This is a genomic window from Pseudomonas cichorii, assembly GCF_018343775.1.
GTDB classification, from domain to species: domain Bacteria; phylum Pseudomonadota; class Gammaproteobacteria; order Pseudomonadales; family Pseudomonadaceae; genus Aquipseudomonas; species Aquipseudomonas cichorii.
Genome location: NZ_CP074349.1, coordinates 2,922,557 through 2,942,552, shown reverse-complemented (window position 1 = coordinate 2,942,552; position 19,996 = coordinate 2,922,557). Strand labels below are relative to the sequence as shown.

General features: G+C 60.3%; 1 protein-coding gene (only partly in view). It reads right to left on the bottom strand.

Translation table 11 applies throughout. The features are described from left to right. Positions 1-19,894, bottom strand: the 5' portion of a protein-coding gene (locus KGD89_RS12630) for a non-ribosomal peptide synthase/polyketide synthase (protein WP_213149634.1). Its footprint begins 10,958 nt before the window's first position; the window shows 19,894 of its 30,852 coding nt (coding positions 1-19,894); the start codon lies at positions 19,892-19,894; its stop codon lies beyond the left edge, outside the window. Positions 19,895-19,996: the final 102 nt, after the last annotated feature.

The following is a 19,996-nucleotide window of genomic DNA, read 5'->3' as shown; positions in this document are numbered from 1 at the left end:
CCAGGGCTTCCTCCTGAGCCATGGCGAGCAGTTGTTGCTCACGGTCGTTGCTGGCCTGCAGGTTGACACGGGTCAACGTGAATCCGCTTTCAAGGGATTCAATCAGTTGCACAGGCTCCTGATCTTCACGAACGGCGAAGCGAGTGCGCAAGGCTTCATGGCGGGCAATAATCCGCTCCAGCGCCTGTTGCAGCGCGTTTTCATCGAGAGCACCGCGCAAGCGCAGGCCGGCTGGCATGTTGTACGCCGTGCTGCCGCCCTCCATTTGCGCCAGGAACCACAGGCGCTGCTGGGCAAACGACAGAGGAATATCCTCATCACGAGGCACCCTGACAATATCCGGCAGCGCACTGCGACCCGCCTGGGCCAGCAATCCGGCCAGGGCCGACAGTTCTGAGTGAGTAAACAGTTCGGCCAGGCTCAGCTCAACGCCCAGCCGCAGTCTCACCTGGGAAATCAGGCGAATGGCGAGCAATGAATGCCCACCCAGGTCAAAGAACCGGTCGAAGCGTCCAACCTTCTCGACACCCAGCAATTCCTGCCAGAGGTGCGCCAGCGCCACTTCGATTTCGCCTTGAGGCGCTTCGTAACCCTGACTGACCAGCGCCTGCAGATCCGGTGCGGGCAGCGCCTTGCGATCCAGCTTGCCATTGGGCGTCAGTGGCAAGGCGTCCAGCGCAACGTAGGCCGCCGGCACCATGTATTCAGGCAGCAAGGCTTGCAGGTATTCACGCAACGCCTCGATATCCACACCGTCGACACGGGCCGTGAAGTAAGCGACCAGACGTTTGTCGCCCGGCACATCTTCACGTGCCATGACCACGGCTTCCTTCACGCTTTCATGACGCGCCAGTTTGGCTTCGATCTCGCCCAGCTCGATGCGGAAGCCGCGGATCTTCACCTGATCGTCGTTACGGCCCAGGTATTCAATATTGCCGTCAGCCAACCAGCGACCCAGGTCGCCAGTGCGGTACATGCGCGCTCCGGCGTTGAATGGGTCGTCCAGGAAACGTTCGGCGGTCAGGTCGTCACGATTCAGGTAACCACGGGCCACGCCGGCACCACTGATATAGATCTCGCCCGGAACACCCAGCGGTACGGGCTGGCGGTGTTCGTCCAGCAGGTAGAACTGGGTATTGGCCACCGGTTTACCGATATGCGCGGCAAAACCGTCTTCACGATCCATGGCCACCCAGCTCGAGTAGGTGGTGGTTTCCGATGGGCCATACAAGTTGCACAGGCGTTTGACACCGGTTTCAGCGAACAACCTTTCAACCAGCGCACCCTTGAGTGCTTCACCCGCCACGTTGACGGTATGCACGCCCTGCCCCAGATCGCCCGATTCCAGCAGCGCTTTCAGCGCCGAAGGTACGGTGTTGATCAGGGTGACGTCATGCTCGCCGTCCTGCAGAGCTAGAACGTTCTTGACCACTTCAATGCTGCCGCCGGAAATCAGAGGCGCAAAGCACTCATAGACCGCCAGGTCGAAGTTCAGCGAGGTCGAAAACAGGGTTTTGGCCAGCACTTCAGGCGCAAACGCCTGCTGTGCCCAAGTCAGGAAATTGACTGTGTTGCGGTGCTCGATCATTACGCCTTTAGGCAAGCCGGTCGAACCCGAGGTGTAGATCACATAAGCCAGGTGGCTGGAGTTGAGGCCAGGCACCTGCGGATTGGCGGCCGGTTCATTGAGCCAGTTGCCCCGATCCAGATCGATGATCGGTGCCGACGAAGTGGCCAGTAGCTCATGATTTGCGGTATGGGCCAGGATGGCTGCCGGAGCACTGTTCTTCAACATGTAGGCAATGCGGTCTACCGGATAGGCCGGGTCAAGTGGCACATAGGCGCCACCCGCCTTGAGGATCGCCAGCAGGCCGACCACCATATCGGTGCCGCGTTCGACACAGATGCCCACCCGGGAATCCGGCTGCACACCCTGATTGCGCAGATGGTGAGCCAGACGGTTGGCGCGTTCGTTGAGCGTGCGATAGCTCAGGCGCTCACTGCCATGGACCAACGCCACCGCATCCGGCGTGCGCTCGACCTGGGCCTCGAACAGACCGTGAATGGTCTGGGTTTGCGGATACGGCGCATGGGTGTCATTGAATGCCACCAGCACCTGGCAGCGCTCGGCCTCGGACAATACCGACAGACGATTGAGATGGGTATTCGGCGCTTCTTCCAGGGCCGTTACCAGGCTCACCAGCGCAGCCTGCATGAGATCACAGGTCCTATGCGCACCTATCTCGGCAACCGCCTGGGCATTGAGCATGAATCTGTCGCCCAGGTCATCCACGTTGAGGGTCAGCGGATAGTTGGTGCGTTCCTCCATGGACAGCGTCTGGATACCGGCCCACGCTGCCACGGCTTCGGATACCGGCGCTTCACCCGCGCTGTGGCGGTAGTTGAGCAGCGTGCTGAACAGCGGCAACGCCGAAGGTACACCGCTGCAGCGCTGAGCCAGCGACAAGGAAGCATGCTCATGGCCGAGCAAGGCAGAGAGGCGTTGATGAGTGGCACGAACGCCCGCCTCGACGCCCTGAGTGCCGACATCGATGCGCAGCGGCAAGGTATTGATGAACATGCCCAACGCCCGGTCCGCACCGGCAGTGCCGCTCATGCGGCCCATCAATACCGTACCGAACACCACCTCTTCACGCCCGGCAAGCCGTCCTACCACCTGTGCCCAGGCCAGATGCACCAGACTCGCGGCACTGGCACCCAGACGGCGGGCCTGAGTGTGCAGACGCTGACTCAAGGCATCGTCCAGAACCTGATGCGCTTCTTCGATACCGTGGCCATCACCCTGAATATCCTGCAGACCCAATGGCAATGTCGGCTCATCGATATCCGCCAGCATGTCGCGGAAGAAGGCTTCATGGTCTTCACGGCTGACGCCCAGCCGGGCATTGGCCACATGGTTGCGATACGGCACGGCGGTAGGCAGAAGCTCGGTCTGCCCCATGAGGCTGGCCTGCATTTCCTGAACCACGACTTCCAGTGCGGTATGGTCGAGGGCCATGTGATGGAACAGCAACATGCCAACCCAGCGGTTATTGGCCGGATCCGCAGCAAAAGCCAGGCGCATCAGAGGTGCGCGGGAAACGTCGAGACGATAGTGCCGTGGATCGAAGCGCTGTTGCAGTTGCTGCAACACATCCGCTTCGCCCTGCTCCAGCACGACCTCTTCGACGTCCAGGGTTGCCTTGCGCCAGACCACTTGAACCGGCTCGCTCAGGCTTTCCCAGACCACCGCGGTACGCAAGATATCGTTACGATCCACGACGCTCTGCAAGGCATGGGCAAAGATTTCCAGGCGTTGACGGTCCTCGAAACTGAACTGCACCTGCAGCACATAGGGGTCGCCCTGGCTGGCAGCCAGGTGGTGATAAAGAATCCCTTCCTGCAACGGTGCCAGTGCATAGATGTCCTGCACATTGGCAACACCGCCCGGCACACTGGCCACGACACGATCGATAGCCTCCTGATCCAGATCCGCCAGCGGCAGCATGTCCGGGGTGATGCGCTCGCAGCCTTCAGGAATCAGATTGGCCGGAACCACGATCTGTGCCTGCCCGCCCACCGCAGCAGCCAGGGCTGCCAGAGTCGGCTGACCAAACAGCACACGCACATCGGCGCTGAGGTCCTGTTGACGCATCCGTTCGATCAGCTTCACTGCCAACAACGAGTGACCGCCCAGCTCGAAGAAGTGGTCATGACGACCCACTTGCTCAACACCCAGCAATTCCTGCCAGAGTTCGGCAATCGCCGCTTCGACTTTGCCTTGCGGCGCTTCATAGGCCCGGCTGGCCAATGCCGATTGATCCGGCACAGGCAGCGCCTTGCGGTCCAGCTTGCCGTTAGTAGTCAGCGGTAGCGATTCCAGCATCACAAAGGCACTTGGCAGCATGTGCTCGGCCAAGGCTTGCAACAGTTGGTCGCGCAGGTCAGCGGCAGATGGAGCTTCACCCTCTTCTGGAATGACATAAGCCACCAGACGCTTGTCGCCCGGAACGTCTTCGCGAGCGATAACCACCGCTTCGCGTACGCCATTGCAGGCTGCAAGCTGGGCTTCAACTTCACCCAGCTCGATACGGAAACCGCGGATTTTCACCTGATCGTCGTTACGGCCCAGGTAATCCAGGCTGCCTTCGGCGGTCCAGCGAGCCAGGTCACCGGTGCGGTACAGACGAGCTCCCGGACGTTGGCTGAACGGATCAGCAATGAAACGCTCTTCATTCAATTCAGGGCGGTTCAGGTAACCCCGTGCCACGCCTGCACCGCCGACATACAACTCACCGACCACACCGACCGGCACGGGCTCACGGTTGGCATCCAGCACATAGGTCTGCAAATCAGGAATTCGCACGCCAATCGGGCTGACACCCGCGTGCAAGGCATCCGCCGCTTCCAGCGCACGATAAGTCACGTGTACCGTGGTTTCGGTAATGCCGTACATGTTGACCAGTTGCGTTCCGGCGTTCACCGCACGGGCATACCACGGCTTGAGAATCCCGGTTTCCAGGGCTTCACCACCAAAGATCACCTGACGCAACGAGTGCGACTGCTGGCTTTCGCCTTGGGCCGCAATCAACTGACGGAAAGCACTTGGCGTCTGGTTCAACACCGTCACGCCAGCCTCGCAAATCAAGGCATAGCATTCCTGAGGCGAGCGGCTGACCAGTTGCGGCACGATCAGCAATTCGCCACCGTGTACCAGCGCGCCCCAGATTTCCCAGACCGAGAAGTCGAAGGCAAACGAATGGAACAGCGCCCAGGTATCGGTCGGGTCGAACTCAAACCACGACTGGGTCGCCGAGAACAGCCGTGCCACGTTGCGGTGCTCGACCTGTACGCCCTTCGGCAGACCGGTAGAGCCCGAGGTGTAGATCACATAAGCCAGGTTTGACGAGGCCGAATCCACCTGCGGATTGGAGACGGATTGCTCCTGCAACCGTGGATCATCCAGATTGATGACCGGCACCGACACATCCGCCAGCACTTCTGCTGTGGCCTGCTGAACCAGCACTGCCAACGGCGCGCTGTCCTGAAGCAGGTACGCCAGACGCTCAGCCGGATACGCCGGGTCCATCGGTACATAACCCGCACCAGACTTGAGGATGCCCAGCAGGCCGATGATCATTTCAGGACCACGTTCGACGCAGATCGCCACACGATCGTCCGGACCAATGCCCTGGTCGATCAGGCGATGAGCCACCTGATTGGCGCGGGCGTTGAGTTCGCCATAGCTCAACAGGTGGCCTTCAAAGCGAAGTGCCGTGGCGGAAGGCTGTTTTGCGGCCCAGCTTTCAACGGCGCGGTGAATCAATAGGTCATCGGCAAAGCTCGCGTCACTGACATTCCACTCGTGAAGCAATTGCTCACGCTCGCCAACCGGAAGAATCGACAGATTCCCCAGCGCTGTCTGCGGAGCCTGTTCCAGCGCATCGATCAATTGATGCATCACGCGCTGCATATAGCCACAGACACGTTCTGCACCAATTTGCGCTTCAGCCATCACGGTCAGATTGAAGCCTTCGCCCAGATCGTCTACCGACAGGGTCAGCGGGTAGTTGGTGCGTTCCTCTCCCGAAAGCGCCTCGATACCTTCCCAGGCCGAGCCACTGGAAGCACTGGCACGGTTTTCCAGATGGCGGTAATTGAGCAGTGAACTGAACAGCGGTGCAGGTGCTTCAACGCCGCTGCAACGCTGGGCAAGTACCAGCGAGGCATGTTCGTGACCCAGCAAAGCGGTCAGGCTGGCATGGGTTTTCTTCACGCCGATGTCGACAGGCTGATCGCCGAGATCAACACGCAATGGCAAGGTGTTGATGAACATGCCCAGGGCACGGTCGGCCCCTTCGCCGCCCTGCATACGGCCCAGCAACACCGTGCCGAACACCACTTCATCGCGACCTGAAACGGCGCCCAGCACACGCGCCCAGCCCAGATGATAAAGGCTGGCAGCACTCACGCCGAGTTTGCGTGCCTGAGCACGCAAACGCTGGCCGAGGGAAGCGTCCACCACCTGGCGGACTTCCTGAATCCCCTGCCCGTCACCCTGCACGTCATGCAGTCCGAACGGCAGGGTCGGCTCGTCGATATCACCCAGCATGTCGCGGAAGAACGCTTCATGGTCTTCACGACTGACACCCAGGCGCGCCTGAGCCACGTAGTTGCGGTAAGGCACCGAGGCAGGCAATTGATCACCAAGGCCGGCCATGAACGCTTCGATTTCCGACGTCACGATCCCCAGGGAGGTGGCATCGTCGACCATATGGTGGAACAGCAGCATGCCCAGCCAGCGATTATTGGCCGGATCATGGGCGTAACCGATGCGCATCATCGGGGCCTGGCGAATATCCAGGCGGTAATGACGCGGGTCGAGCACTTCACTCAATTGCTCAGCGATATCGCCGGCAGCCGACTCGAGAAGAACTTCCTCCACAACCAGCTCTGCATGACGCCAGACCACTTGCACCGGATCGTCCAGACGCTCCCAAAGCACACCTGTGCGCAGAATGTCATGCCGCGACACCACACACTGCAAGGCCGCGGCAAATTTATGGACACGCTCCAGGCTGTCAAAAGCGAACAGCGCATATTGCAGATAGGGATCGCCCTCGACCGCCGAAAGGTGGTGATAAAGAATCCCTTCCTGCAACGGTGCCAGTGCATAGATGTCCTGCACATTGGCGATACCGCCCGGCACACTGGCCACGACACGATCGATGGCTTCCTGATCCAGATCCGCCAGCGGCAGCATGTCCGGGGTGATGCGCTCGCAGCCTTCAGGAATCAAATTGGCCGGAACCACGATCTGTGCCTGCCCGCCCACCGCTGCAGCCAGGGCTGCCAGAGTCGGCTGACCAAACAGCACACGCACATCGGCGCTGAGGTCCTGTTGACGCATCCGTTCGATCAGCTTCACTGCCAACAACGAGTGACCGCCCAGCTCGAAGAAGTGGTCATGACGACCCACTTGCTCAACACCCAGCAATTCCTGCCAGAGTTCGGCAATCGCCGCTTCGACTTTGCCTTGCGGCGCTTCATAGGCCCGGCTGGCCAATGCCGATTGATCCGGCGCAGGCAGCGCCTTGCGGTCCAGCTTGCCGTTAGTAGTCAGCGGCAGCGATTCCAGCATCACAAAGGCACTTGGCAGCATGTGCTCGGCCAGGTTCTGCAAGAGCTGGTCGCGCAGGTCAGCGGCAGATGGCGTCACGCCTTCTTCTGGAATGACATAAGCCACCAGACGCTTGTCGCCCGGAACGTCTTCGCGAGCGATAACCACCGCTTCGCGTACGCCATCACAAGCTGCAAGCTGGGCTTCAACTTCACCCAGCTCGATACGGAAACCGCGGATTTTCACCTGATCGTCGTTACGGCCCAGGTAATCCAGGCTGCCTTCGGCGGTCCAGCGAGCCAGGTCACCGGTGCGGTACAGACGAGCTCCCGGACGTTGGCTGAACGGATCGGCAATGAAACGCTCTTCATTCAATTCAGGACGGTTCAGGTAACCCCGTGCCACGCCTGCACCGCCGACATACAACTCACCGACCACACCGACCGGCACTGGCTCACGGTTGGCATCCAGCACATAGGCCTGCAAATCAGGAATTCGCACGCCAATCGGGCTGACACCCGCGTGCAAGGCATCCGCCGCTTCCAGCGCACGATAAGTCACGTGTACCGTGGTTTCGGTAATGCCGTACATGTTGACCAGTTGCGTTCCGGCGTTCACCGCACGGGCATACCACGGCTTGAGAATCCCGGTTTCCAGGGCTTCACCACCAAAGATCACCTGACGCAACGAGTGCGACTGCTGGCTTTCGCCTTGGGCCGCAATCAACTGACGGAAAGCACTTGGCGTCTGGTTCAACACCGTCACGCCAGCCTCGCAAATCAAGGCATAGCATTCCTGAGGCGAGCGGCTGACCAGTTGCGGCACGATCAGCAATTCGCCACCGTGTACCAGCGCGCCCCAGATTTCCCAGACCGAGAAGTCGAAGGCAAACGAATGGAACAGCGCCCAGGTATCGGTCGGGTCGAACTCAAACCACGACTGGGTCGCCGAGAACAGCCGTGCCACGTTGCGATGCTCGACCTGTACGCCCTTCGGCAGACCGGTAGAGCCCGAGGTGTAGATCACATAAGCCAGGTTTGACGAGGCCGAATCCACCTGCGGATTGGAGACGGATTGCTCCTGCAACCGTGGATCATCCAGATTGATGACCGGCACCGATACATCCGCCAGCACTTCTGCTGTGGCCTGCTGAACCAGCACTGCCAACGGCGCGCTGTCCTGAAGCAGGTACGCCAGACGCTCAGCCGGATACGCCGGGTCCATCGGCACGTAACCCGCACCAGACTTGAGGATGCCCAGCAGGCCGATGATCATTTCAGGACCACGTTCGACGCAGATCGCCACACGATCGTCCGGACCAATGCCCTGGTCGATCAGGCGATGAGCCACCTGATTGGCGCGGGCGTTGAGTTCGCCATAGCTCAACAGGTGGCCTTCAAAGCGAATTGCCGTGGCGGAAGGCTGTTTTGCAGCCCAGCTTTCAACGGCGCGGTGTATCAGTAGATCATCGGCAAAGGACGTGTCACTGATATTCCACTCGTGAAGCAATTGCTCACGCTCGCCAACCGGAAGAATCGACAGACTGTGCAGCGGCGTTTGCGGGGCCTGCTCCAGTGCTTCGGTCAACTGCTCCAGAGCAACCTGCATATAGCCACAGACGCGCTGGGCGCCCATTGTTTCCAGTGCCAGAACGGTAAAATGGAAGCCTTCACCCAGGTCATCGACGTTCAGGGTCAGCGGATAGTTGGTGCGCTCGTCGCCGCCCAGGCTCTGTATGCCTTCCCATGCACTCAGGCTTTCCTGCGAAGCCTCAGTATTGCTGTGACGATAGTTGAGCAAGGCACTGAACAACGGAGTGGTCGCGGCCACGCCACTGCAACGCTGAGCCAGTGCCAGCGATGCATGTTCATGTACCAGCAAACCGGTGAGTCGGTCGTGGGCCTCGCTCACAGCCTGGCGCACCGTATTGCTGTCCAGGTTGACCCGCAATGGCAAGGTGTTGATGAACATGCCCAGGGCACGGTCGGCACCCTCGCCGCCCTGCATACGCCCCAGTAATACGGTGCCGAACACCACATCATCGGTGGCCGACACCTTACCCAGCACCAGCGCCCAGGCCAGATGCACCAGACTGGCAGCGCTGACACCCAACTGACGGGCCTGCTGACGCAAACGACTGCTGATCTGCACATCCAGAGACGCTCGCGACTCTTCGATCCCGTGCCCGTCGCCTTGCACATCATGTACACCAAACGGCAGGGTCGGCTCGTCGATATCCCCCAGCATGTCGCGGAAGAACGCTTCATGGGCCGCTGGCTCGACACCCAGTCGGGCCTGGGCCACATAGTTGCGATACGGCATCGCCGCACCTAATTGATTGGCCGTGCCCAGCAGGAAGGCCTGCATTTCCAGCTGCATCACTTCCAGCGCGGTATGGTCCAGCGCCAGGTGATGGAACAGCAGCGTGGCTACCCAGCGGTTTTGCTCCTTGTCCTCGGCACAGGCCAGATGCAGCAGCGGCGCACGGGTCAGGTCCAGGCGGTAGTGACGGGCATCGAAACGCTCCGACAATTGTGCAGCAACAGGCCCGTCGGCCGGGTCCAGCTCAACCCATTGCGGTTGCAGCGTGACATTTCGGCACACCACCTGCACCGGCTCATCCAGACCTGTCCAGAGCACGGCCGTACGCAGGATATCGTGACGTTCGATGACCGATTGCAGGGCCTGGACAAAGTCTTCCAGACGTTCGCGACTGTCGAAGGCGTACTGCGATTGCAGCACATACGGGTCGCCAGCTTCGGCGGACAGGTGGTGATAGAGAATCCCTTCCTGAAGCGGAGCCAGCGGGTAGATATCCTGCACATTGGCCGCTCCGCCCGGGACCGCTGCCAGAACACGTTCAAGCGAAGCTTCGCTGATTTCCAGCAGCGGCAGCATCTCGGGGGTGATATGCGTGCAACCCGGCTCGATCAGGTTGGCCGGTACACGGATTTCCGTGCTGTTACCCACAGCTGCCGCCAATGCTGCAAGCGTCGGCTGGCTGAACAGCACACGAACATCAGCGCTCAGCCCTCCCTGACGCATCTTCTCGATCAGTTTGACTGCCAACAGCGAGTGGCCACCCAGCTCGAAGAAGTGGTCATGACGACCCACACGCTCGACTTTGAGCACCTCTGCCCAGAGAGTCGCCAGCACCGACTCGATCGGCCCGACGGGCGCTTCGTAATCACGGCTGGCATACGCCTGGGCATTGGGGGCCGGCAGTGCACGACGGTCCAGCTTGCCGTTATTGGTCAGCGGCAGGCTGTCCAGTACCACAAAGGCCACTGGCACCATGTAATCGGCCAGTGAAGCGCTCAATTCACGACGCAATGCCTGTACCGACAGGCTCGCACCGGGCAGAGCCGTTACATAACCCACCAGTTGCTTCGGTCCACCGTCCGCATCCTGACGGGCAAGGACCACCGACTCCTTGACCCCGGCACATTGAGCCAGGCGTGCTTCGATCTCACCGATTTCAATCCGGAAGCCGCGAATCTTGACCTGCTGGTCATTACGGCCACGGTATTCCACCGTGCCATCTGCCAGCCAGCACGCCAGGTCGCCGGTACGGTACAAACGGGCTGCCGGGTCGGTGCTGAACGGATCAGCCACGAACACTTGCTCGGTCAGGTCGGCACGGTTCAGATAACCCAGGGCCACACCATCGCCACCGATATACAGCTCGCCGGTTACGCCCAGTGGCACTGGCTGTTGACGGGCATCGAGTACGTACAAGCGAGTATTGGCCAACGGCTTGCCGATAGGGATGCTGCCCTCGCCTACAGCCTTGATTTCATGGGTCGCCGAGAACGTCGTGGCCTCGGTCGGGCCATAGCCGTTCAACAGGTGTCCAGGCGCACCGTTTTTCAGGACCTGAGCGATGACCGTAGGATCCAGCACATCGCCGCCGACAATCAGATAGCGCAACTGGGCAAAAGCGTCGTGCAGGCCCGAAGCATATTGATGGAACAAACCAGCCGTCATCCACAGCACGCTGACTGACTGCTCCAGCAGCAAGGCCTTGAACTCCGGCAGCGACAGCAGCACGTCCTGATCCACAACCACGACACAGCCGCCATTGAGCAACGGAGCCCAGACATCCAGGGTGCTGGCGTCGAAGGCCGGGTTGGAGGCAAAGGCTACTCGGTCCGAAGCCTTGAACTCGGCATAGCCGTTATTGATCACCAGGCGGGCAATGGCGCGATGCGGTACCAGCACGCCTTTGGGCGTCCCGGTGGAGCCCGAGGTGTACATGATGTAGGCCGCACTTTCGCTGGAGCAGGTCAACTCCGGGTTGTCGCCGTGCTGCTGGCAAAGGTCGAGGCGGTCCAGATCAATTCGCGCAACGCCTTGAGGCACATCCAGGTCGCCATGGGTCAGCACCTGACGCGCCCCGCTGTCCTGCACCATGAATGCTTGACGTTCCTGGGGTGCATTGACGTCCAGCGGCACATAAACGGCGGCACATTTATTAATCGCCAGTTGCGCCACCAGCAGATCCAGGGAGCGTGGCAGCAGAATGGCTACGGCATCGCCAGCAATCACACCCTGGCTGATCAGATGATGAGCCAGTCGATTGGCCCGGCTATTGAGTTCGGCGTACGTCAGCGACTGCTCGCCATGAACAGCGGCCAGCGCTTCAGGACGTTCGGCCACCTGTTGTTCAAACAGGGCATGAACGGAGCTGTCCCGCGGATAGTCTGTGCCGCTGTCGTTGAAGCCGTGCAGCAGTTGCTCGCGCTCGGCCTCAGGCAATACGGCAATAGTATGAAGCGCGGTATCCGGGCGATTCTCCAGTGCATCGATCAGGTTTTCCAGGGCGCACAACAATGTGTCGCATACCCTTTGCGCGCCAATCTCGACCATCGCGAGGGCGGTGAAGGCAAAGCCTGTCCCCAGGTCATCCACCGACAGGGTCAGCGGATAGTTGGTGCGTTCTTCGTTGCTCAGGCTTTCGATACCGTCCCAGGCCGAAATGGCCTGGCTGGAGGTCATGTCCACAGCGCTATGACGATAGTTGAGCAAGGTGTTGAACAACGGTGCAGGCGCGGCAACGCCACTGCAACGCTGGGCAAGTGCCAGTGAGGCATGCTCATGGCCCAGCAGCGCCGTCAGTCCTGAATGGGTGGACTTCACGCCCTCGACCACGCTGCGAGTATCAATATCCACTCGCAGCGGCAAGGTATTGATGAACATGCCCAGAGCGCGGTCGGAGCCTTCACCACCCTGCATACGCCCCATCAGTACCGTACCGAAAACCACCTGGTCGCGACCAGAAGCCGCGCGGGCAGCCAATGCCCATGCCAGATGCATGACGCTGGCCGCACTGCTGCCCAGCTTGCGGGCCTGGGCGCGTACTCGCCGACTCAGTTCGTCATCCAGGGTAATGCTGGCCTCTTCTATGCCAGTCCCGTCGCCTCGCACACCTTCCTGGCCATACGCCAGGGTCGACTCTTCGATATCGGCCAGTTGGCTACGGAAGAAGGTTTCGTGATCCCGCTCCGTCAGCCCCAGGCAAGCCTGAGCCACGTAGTTACGGTAAGGCATCGCCGCTGGCAGCGCGTCACCTTCGCCGACCATGAAGGCCTGCATTTCATGACGTACCACTTCAAGCGCCGTGTGATCGAGCACCATATGATGGAACATGAGCAGCATGATCCAGCACCCGTTGCTCTGATCATGGGCGCAGGCCAGACGCATCAACGGAGCCTGTCCAAGGTCGAGGCTGTGATGTTGCGTCGAGAATCGCTCGCGAATCTGCAGGGCGATGTCGCCGTTTTCAGGATTCAGTTCAAGGGTTTCCACCACCAGTTGCGCCTGACGCCAGACCACCTGCACAGGGCTTTCCAGCCCTTCCCAGAAGACCGAAGTACGCAAGGTGTCGTGACGATCGATAACCTTTTGCAGAGCCGAGGCAAAAGACTCGACGCGCTGTTGGTCCCTGACGGTAAAGGTCGCCTGCAGGACGTAAGGATCCCCCTGGATGGCGGATATGTGGTGGTAAAGAATGCCCGACTGCAACGGTGCCAGCGGGTAGATATCCTGAATATTGGCCGAGCCGCCTGGCACACTGGCCACAATGCGGTCCAGTTCCGCCTGATCGAGGCCGACCAATGGCAGCAGCTCAGGTGTGATGTGCGTACAGCCCGCTTCAATCAGGTTGGCCGGAACCACCACTTCGCGATCATTGCCCACGGCGGCAGCCAGCGCAGCAATAGAGGGTTGACTGAACAGAATGCGCACATCAGCCGACAATCCCTTGCGGCGCATGCGTTCGATCAGAGTAACGGCCAGCAGCGAGTGACCGCCCAGCTCGAAGAAGTGATCGTGACGACCCACTCGCTCGACCTGCAGCACTTCGGCCCAGATCTGCGCCAGGGTGGTTTCTACGCTGCCTTGTGGCGCTTCGTAGCCACGGCTGATCAGGGATTGCAGGTCCGGGGCTGGGAGTGCCTTGCGGTCCAGCTTGCCGTTTGGCGTCAGTGGCAGCTTTTCAAGATGGACATAGGCTGCCGGGACCATGTATTCCGGCAACTGGCCTTGCAGGTGCGCTTTCAGAATTTCCAGGTTGATTTCGGCAACGCTTGAGGTGAAATACGCCACCAGACGCTTGTCGCCCGGCACGTCTTCACGGGCCATGACCACCGTTTCTTTTACGCTTTCATGGCGCGCCAGCTTGGCTTCGATCTCGCCCAGCTCGATGCGGAAGCCGCGAATCTTCACCTGATCGTCGTTACGGCCCAGGTATTCAATATTGCCGTCCGCCAACCAGCGACCCAGGTCGCCGGTGCGGTACATGCGCGCTCCGGCGTTGAATGGGTCGTCCAGGAAACGTTCGGCGGTCAGGTCATCACGATTCAGATAACCCCGCGCCACGCCTGCACCACCGATATAGATCTCGCCGGGCACGCCAAACGGTACAGGCTGACGATGCTCATCCAGCAGGTAGAACTGGGTATTGGCCACCGGTTTACCGATATGCGGCGCAAAACCGTCTTCACGCTCCATCGAAACCCAGCTGGAATAGGTGGTGGTTTCCGAAGGGCCATACAGGTTGCACAGACGCTGGACGCTGGTTTGCTCAAACAGGCTTTCCACCAGCGAGCCTTTGAGCGCTTCACCCGCCACGTTGACGGTATGCACGCCCTGCCCCAGACCGCCCGATTCCAGCAGCGCTTTCAGGGCTGAAGGCACGGTGTTGATCAGCGTGACATCATGCTGACCTTCTTGCAGAGCCAGCACGTTCTTGACCACTTCAATGCTGCCGCCCGAGATCAGCGGCGCAAAACACTCGTAAACCGCCAGGTCGAAGTTCAGCGAGGTGGAGAACAGCGTCTTGGCCAGCACTTCAGGTTCAAAGGCCTGCTGCGCCCAGGTCAGGAAGTTGACTGTGTTGCGATGCTCGATCATCACGCCTTTCGGCAAACCGGTCGAACCCGAGGTGTAGATGACGTAAGCCAGATGGGCCGGCGTCAGGCCCTCGATCACCGGATTGGAGACGGATTCGTCCTGCCAGTCGGGCTGATCGAGATTGATAACAGATACACCGGCCGCCGATACCAACTCCAGCGTCGCAGTCTGTGCCAACACGGCAGCAGGCGCACTGTCCTCCAGCATGTAGGCAATACGTTCCAGCGGATACGCCGGATCCAGCGGCACATAACCACCACCCGCCTTCAGAATGGCCAGCAAGCCAACCACCATATCGATCCCACGCTCGACACAGATCGCAACACGAGCATCCGGCACCACACCCTGACCGCGCAGATGATGCGCCAGACGGTTAGCCCGCTGATTCAGCTCGCCATAGCTCAGATGTTCATCGCCAAATACCAGCGCAATCGCATCAGGCGTGCGCTTGACCTGAGCCTCAAACAAACCATGAACGGTCTGATCGAGCGGATACTCGGCATCGGTCGCGTTGAAGCCGCGCAGCACTTGTTCACGCTCAGCCTCGGGCAATACCGACAGGCTGCGCAACGGCGCCTGAGGCGTCAGCTCCAGCGCTTCGACCAGTTGCTGCAACGCCGCTTGCATATAGCCGCAGACACGCCGGGCATCGACACCCTTCTGTGCCAGCGTAGTCAGCAGCAGGTTATCTCCCAGATCGTCGACGTTCAGGGTCAGCGGATAGTTGGTGCGCTCCTCACCAGACAGACCCTCGATGCCCTTCCAGGCCTCGCGGGCCTCTGGCGTGATCTCCCCGGCAGCGCTATGCCGATAGTTGAGCAGCGCGCTGAACAATGGCATGGATACGGGCACGCCGCTGCAGCGCTGGGCCAGTGCCAACGAAGCATGTTCATGGCCCAGCAATTCGGTCAGCCGCCCATGAGCAGCCCGGACTCCGGCACGGCCCCCCTGCTCTGCGACGGCAAGACGCAACGGCAAGGTATTGATGAACAGACCAATGGCACGGTCAGAGCCTTCGCCGCCTTGCATGCGGCCCATCAATACGGTACCGAACACCACGTCCTGCTTGCCCGCAATGGCACCCAGCACCACACCCCATGCCAGGTGAACCAGGCTGGCAAGGCTCACACCCAGATGCCGTGCCTGATTACGCAGGCGTTGATCCAGACCGGCGACCAGCAGTTGGGTCGCTTCCTCGATACCCTCACCGTCGCCCTGCACATTCTGCAGGCCGAAAGGCAGCGTGGGCTCTTCTACATCGCCCAGCATGCCGCGAAAGAATGACTCATGAGCTTCACGACTGACGCCCAGACGAGCCTGGGCCACATAGTTGCGGTAAGCGATGGCCTCGCCCAGTTCCTGCTGGCGACCCAACAGCCAGGCCTGCATTTCATGCTGAACCACTTCCAGGGCGGTATGGTCCAGCGCCAGGTGATGGAACAACAGCAAGGCGACACAACGCTGGTTGACGACATCCTCAGCAAACTGGATACGCAGCAAAGGCGGCTGCGTCAGATCGAGTCGGAAATGCCGTGGATCGAAGCGCGCCTGCAATTGTTCGGCAATGTCGCCCTCAGCCGGGTCAAGGCTGACCTCTTCGACGCTCAGACGTGCCTGACGGCAGACCACCTGGACCGGACTGTCGAGACCTTCCCAGAAAACCGCTGTGCGCATGATGTCATGGCGATCGACAACAGCCTGCAATGCCTGGACGAAGTCATTCAGGCGCCCACGGTCCGCAAGGCCGAACAATGTCTGCAGCACATACGGATCACCCTGCTCGGCAGCCAGGTGGTGATAGAGAATCCCCTCCTGCAACGGCGCCAGCGCATAGATGTCCTGAATATTGGCAATACCTCCCGGCACAGTGGCCACGAGGTGATCGATGGAGGCCTGGTCCAGATCCGCCAGTGGCAACATAGCGGGCGTGATGCGCTGACAATCGGCGGTTATGGCATTGGCCGGGACACTGATCTCGTGATTATTGCCAACCGCGGCAGCCAGAGCTGCCAGGGTCGGCTGGCTGAACAGTACTCGCACATCCGCGCTCAGCCCCACCTGACGCATGCGCTCGATCAGGCTGACGGCGAGCAGCGAATGGCCGCCCAGCTCGAAAAAGTGATCGAAACGCCCCACTCGCTCGACCTTGAGCAACTGTGCCCAGAGCGCAGCCAGGGTTTCTTCGACCGGGCCTTGAGGGGCTTCATATTCTCGACTGGCGAAAGCTTCGGCACCCGGTTCAGGCAAGGCACGACGGTCCAGCTTGCCGTTGGCGGTCAGCGGGAAGCTTTCCAGTATGACAAAGGCCGCAGGCACCATGTACTCGGCCAGCGAGCCAAGCAGTTCCTCGCGCAAGGCCTGAGCATTGAGTTCAACGCCCGCCTGGGCAATCACATACGCGACCAGACGTTTCTGGCCGGAGGTTTCCTGATCCGCACGAACCAGCACCGTGGCGTCAGCAACGCCAGCGCAGGTGCTCAGGCGGGCAGAGATTTCTCCCAGCTCGATCCGGAAACCGCGGATTTTCACCTGATCGTCGTTACGTCCGCGATACTCGATGCTGCCGTCAGCTCGCCAGCAACCCAGATCGCCAGTACGGTAAAGCGTGGCGTCGGTGTCGCAGGCAAAAGGGTCGGGAATGAATTTCTCAAGGGTCAGATCAGGACGATTCAGGTAGCCCCGGGCGACGCCATCACCGCCGATATACAACTCTCCTGTCACACCCAGCGGCGCAGGCCGCAGGTACTCATCCAGGATATAGACGCGGCTATTGCCTATCGGCCGGCCAATGGGAATGCTCGGCCCGTCGACCCGCTCGATCTCCCAGGTGGTCGAGAATGTGGTCGCTTCGGTGGGACCGTAACCATTGAGCAAATGACGAGGCGCGCCATTTGCCAGAACCCGTGCAATCACGGCTGGGTCCAGCACATCACCGCCGACGATCAGGTAGCGCAACCGGGCAAATGCATCGCTCAGGCCCGCTGCGTATTGGTGAAACAGGCCAGCGGTCATCCACAGCACACTCACCGACTGCTCCAGCAGCAGCCCGGCGAAATGTTCTCTGGACAACAACACATCCTGATCCACCAGCACCACGCAACCACCATTAAGCAGCGCAGCCCAGACTTCCAGCGTACTGGCATCGAACGCCGGGTTGGAGGCAAACGCCACCCGGTCTTCAGCATTGAAATCGGCGTAACCGTTATCGAGGACCAGACGGCTGATTGCCCGATGCGTCACCAGCACGCCTTTGGGTGTTCCCGTGGAGCCGGAGGTGTACATGACGTAAGCCGGCGCGCCGCCGCGCAGTGCCTGTTGCGGTGCGGGTTCAACCTCTGCATCCAGATCCAGGCTGTCGAGATCCAGGCGCGGAATATCTGCCAGTGGCGTACGGCTGCTGACACTCAGCAATACACGGGCCTGGCTGTCCTCGAGGATGAATTGCAGGCGTTCGGCAGGTGCATTGACGTCCAGAGGCACGTAGACGGCGCCGCACTTGAGAATCGCCAACTGGCTGATCAGCAACTCGAACGAACGTTCAAGCTCGATAGCGACTCGATCACCGGGCTGGACGCCTGCAGCACGCAAATGTCCGGCCACTGCGTTGGCACGGGCATTCAACTGGCCGTAACCGAACTGCTGCTCGCCATGTACGGCCGCCGTCGCGTCGGGATGGCGTTCAGCATGAGCTTCAAAAAGTGCCGTTATGCTGCTGTCTCGTGGATAGGACCGCGTCGTGTCGTTGAATGCAACCAGCAACTGATTGCGCTCGGTGGGTGGCAGCAAGTCCAGCGAACTCAAGGCCTGACGCGGATCATGCTCCAGGGCCTCGGCCAGTTGCTCGAAAGCGCTCAGCAGATAATCACCCATGCGTTGGGCGCCGATCTGTGCCAGCGCCAGAACGCTAATCGAGAAGCGATCGCCCAGATCATCCACCGATACCGTGATCGGGTAGTTACTGCGCTCTTCCCCGCCCAATACCTGCAGACCATGCCAGGCTTCACGCGCCTGAGTGGTCACTGCCTGCGCCGCGCTGCCGTGGCGATAGTTGAGCAACGAACCGAACAGCGGCGTCGGAGCGGCCACACCACTGCAACGCTGGGCCAGAGCCAGCGATGCATGCTCATGGCCCAGAAGACCGGTCAGACGCTGGTGAGTGGACTTGACACTCGCGTCCACGCTCTGGGAGCCCAGTTCGACCCGTAACGGCAAGGTATTGATAAACAGGCCAAGGGCACGGTCTGCGCCCTCGCCGCCTTGCATACGCCCCATCAGTACGGTGCCGAACACCACGTCTTCACGGCCGGATATACGGCCCAGCACTTGCGCCCAGGCCAGATGCACCAGGCTTGCAGCACTTACGCCCAGACGACGGGCATGGCTACGCAGACTCGCACCCAGAGCCTCATCAATGGACAAGTGGACTTCTTCGACGATCGCGTCGGGATTCAGCGCATCGGTGAAACCGAATGGCAGGGACGGTTCTTCCACGTCCGACAACATGTCGCGAAAGAACGCTTCATGCTCCTCACGCCCGCTTCCCATGCGCGCCTGGGCCACATAGTTGCGATAGGGAACCGCCTCAGGCAGCGTGTCTTCGGTCCCCAGCAGGAATGCCTGGGTTTCATGCTGCACAAGCTCCAGTGCAGCGTGGTCCAGAGCCGTGTGATGAAACAGCAGCATGGCCACCCAGCGAGAGTTGATCGGGTCCGCTGCCCAGACAAAACGCATCAGCGGTGCCTGACGCACATCCATGCGGTAATGGCGCGGATCGAAGTGCTCCTGCAATTGCCGGACTATGTCCCCGTCGGCCGGGTTCAGAACGACTTCATCAAACCCCAGCCGGGCTTCTTGCCAGACCACCTGCATGGGCTCGTCGAGCCCTTCCCAGACGATGGCAGTACGCAGGATATCGTGACGATTGATGACGCCTTGCAGCGCCTGGGCAAAACCTTCCAGCTTCTGTGGACTCTCTGCACTGAAAACAGTGTGCAGGACATACGGATCGCCCTGGGTGGCGGAAATATGATGGTAGAGAATACCTTCCTGCAACGGCGCCAGCGGATAGATATCCTGCACGTTTGCGGCACCGCCCGGCACGGTTTCGACGATCCGGTCAATTGCGTCCTGGCTCAGTCCGGCCAGAGGCAGCATGTCGGGTGTGATGCGGAAGGCCGGGCTCAGCCAGTCACCGCCGTTTCTCTTCACCAGATCGATCAGCGCATGCTTGTGCAGTCGCATGCTGTCTATCAGCGCATCATCGAATCCCTCGTCATCGCCCAGAATGACAAGGTCACCTTCCTCGTGCTGGAGTCGGATCGGGTGACCGGAAATGATAGCCATCAATTCGTTGAAGAGCATCGAATAACCTGCGCTGTATGAGTTCTGGAGAAGTCGACGAAAAACACAAGACGGCTTCGTGAAAAGGCGAAAGACCGCCTTTCTAGGGTGGGAAAAAACTAG